Genomic DNA, 2,388 nt, shown 5'->3' on the forward strand with positions numbered 1-2,388 from the left:
GTCTAACATTGAGCGTCACGGCATCGTTTTCGTTGATCTGCGGGGTCACCGTCATCACTAATCCCACCGGTACGGTCTTCGCCGTGGTATCCACGGCAACTTGTTGCGCGCCGACACTACCCTGAAGCACAATCGCAGGCTCGACATCCACCTCGAAATAGACAACGTTCAGCACCACCTTGAGCACGGCCGTCTGATTGTTGAGCGCCATGATCTTGGGGCTCGAAAGCACCTTGACGTCACCGAAGGTCCGCAGCAGTTGCACGGCGATATTGATGTTTTTGCCGCTAGCATCCGCGTCAAGGTAGCTCAATATGAGCGAGGTGTTAGGAGCAAATAAAATGTCCGGGTTTGTAGCACATGATCTGTCCGGTTACATGGGAAGCCAGGAGGTGACCCATCATGAAGCGGACGGAATGGTTACAGGAGACTCGGAAGATGAGATTTACCGAAGCGTATTCGGGCTGGCAGGAGAAGCGGCTAACCCAAGAAGAAGCGGCGCGGTTGTTGGGGGTCTGTGCACGTAGCTTTCGGCGCTACCTAGACCGCTATGAGGAAGCGGGGTTAGAGGGATTGATAGGTCGTCGTCTTGATCAAGTATCGCATCGGCGGGCGCCGGTGGACGAAGTGCTGGCGGTGACCGAGCGGTACCGGGGGCGGCATTTAGGCTGGAACGTGAAGCATTATTATTCGTGGTATCAACGAGAGGGCGGGAGACGCAGCTACAGCTGGGTCAAGAACACGCTTCAGGGAGCGGGATTGGTTACCAAGGCGGTTAAGCGGGGTGCGCACCGCAAACGCCGGGAACGCGCTCCTTGGCCGGGAATGATGTTACATCAGGACGGCAGTCGGCACGAGTGGGTGATGGGACAGCAGTGGGATCTGATCGTGACGATGGATGATGCCACCAATGAGCATTACGCCATGTTTTTTGTTCCCGAAGAAGGCACGGCGTCGAGCTTTCAGGGTGTGCGGGAGATCATCGGGAGTCGGGGGCTGTTTAGCTCGTTGTATACCGACCGAGGCAGTCATTACTGGATCACCCCCGAAGCGGGCGGCAAGGTGGATAAGATCAACCTCACCCAGTTTGGGCGAGCAATGAAGCAGCTCGGCATCGAGATGATTCCGGCCTATTCCCCGGAAGCCAGAGGCCGCAGCGAACGGGCCTTTGCCACCCATCAAGGTCGCTTGCCCAAGGAACTGGCGGCAGCCGGGCTCACTGCCTTGGAAGCGGCCAATCGCTACTTGGAGGACGTCTATCGCCCCGCCTTCAACGCCGAGTTCCAACAACCGGCCATGGAAGAAGGCTCGGCCTTCGTGCCGTGGGTCGTGGGTGCTCTGGAGGACATCCTCTGCGAGCAGTATGAACGCACCGTAGGCCATGACAACTGTGTGCGCTTCGAAGGGATCACACTACAAATCCCACCCGATCGGTATCGTTGTCACTACGTCAAAGCCAAGGTGCGGGTGCATCGCTACCTGGATTGTACATTAGCCATCTTTCATGGCCCGCGCCGCTTGGCACGCTATGACGCCAACGGCCAGCGCCTTGGAGCCCAGGATAAGGCTGCTGCGTAACTCCGCTTCGCAATGACCGGATGGAAAAAACCGCTTCGAGCCCTATGCCCTCGCGTTTTTCCATCTTCACATAAAAAGCGGACAATTAATTTGCTATAAAACCGGACAAATCTTTTTGTTGACAACATAAGGCCTTGTTTTGACGAGCATCGTCCAGCTGGAAATTTGGAAGACAGCCCTGTTGCTGTCACGAGGGCCGTTACTCACTCCGTGGGCGCGGCGCCGGCCGCACCCCCGGTTCGCCCCTTGATTGTTATACCTGACTACGCGGGCTTATAGTTTACGATTTCCACCCACGCGTTAAGGATCCCCGGCCGTGCGTGCTTCCTGCGGATCGTTACAGGTAACGCTCCGAGAGCAGCGCGTAGATCGCGCTCCACATGCGCACTCCATCCATCGCATCCGGTGCCACGTCGACGTGCACCAGGCCGCGGGGGAGGAAGATCTGACTCTGTCCCGCGGGGAGCGCCGCGGCCAAGGCCACGCTCTCGACGTAGGGAATCATCGAATCGTCGAGGCCGTGGACGAGAATGAATCGGGTCTCGAGCCGTGAGAGATCGCGCGCGGCGAGGTTAAGTCGCTCGACATCCGTTCGCAACGCTGGAGGAAACCGGCTCAGCAGATGCGCGCTGCGCGCGGGGTCCCGGTTCACGATGAAATCGTAGACTTGCCGCCCCTCGGTACTGAGAGAGGCCAGGAGATCATTGACGTCCGCCTCGGGGTTTACTATTTTCCGCCGCGCCAGCGTGCCGAGGAGATAGCGTTCGCGGGCATTTTCGAGACGCGAGGCGTTACTGACCGCGTAGACCC

Annotated in this window: 3 protein-coding genes; 1 reads left to right on the forward strand and 2 read right to left on the reverse strand. The window is 58.3% G+C overall.

The window, feature by feature from the left end; all coding sequences use genetic code 11:
* Window positions 1-313: type II and III secretion system protein (locus M3461_00200; GenBank protein MDQ3772910.1), on the reverse strand; the 313-nt coding region annotated here is incomplete at its 3' end.
* 89 nt (window positions 314-402) lie between these two features.
* Between M3461_00200 and M3461_00205 the strand changes: the two genes are divergently transcribed.
* Window positions 403-1,578 (forward strand): ISNCY family transposase, encoded by a 1,176-nt coding sequence (locus tag M3461_00205; protein MDQ3772911.1) that lies wholly within the window; start codon window positions 403-405, stop codon window positions 1,576-1,578.
* Between the two features lie 337 nt (window positions 1,579-1,915).
* On the opposite strand, the gene M3461_00210 is transcribed toward M3461_00205, so the two are convergent.
* Window positions 1,916-2,388 (reverse strand): alpha/beta hydrolase (locus M3461_00210; protein MDQ3772912.1); only part of this gene is annotated, 473 nt, incomplete at its 5' end.

The sequence above is a fragment of the Pseudomonadota bacterium genome (assembly GCA_030860485.1).
Classification (GTDB): Bacteria; Pseudomonadota; Gammaproteobacteria; order JACCXJ01; family JACCXJ01; genus JACCXJ01.

Bases quoted from the DNA above. Each gene is read 5' to 3' on its own strand.
- M3461_00205 (MDQ3772911.1), top strand. From the start codon at position 403: ATGAAGCGGACGGAATGGTTACAGGAGACTCGGAAGATGAGATTTACC.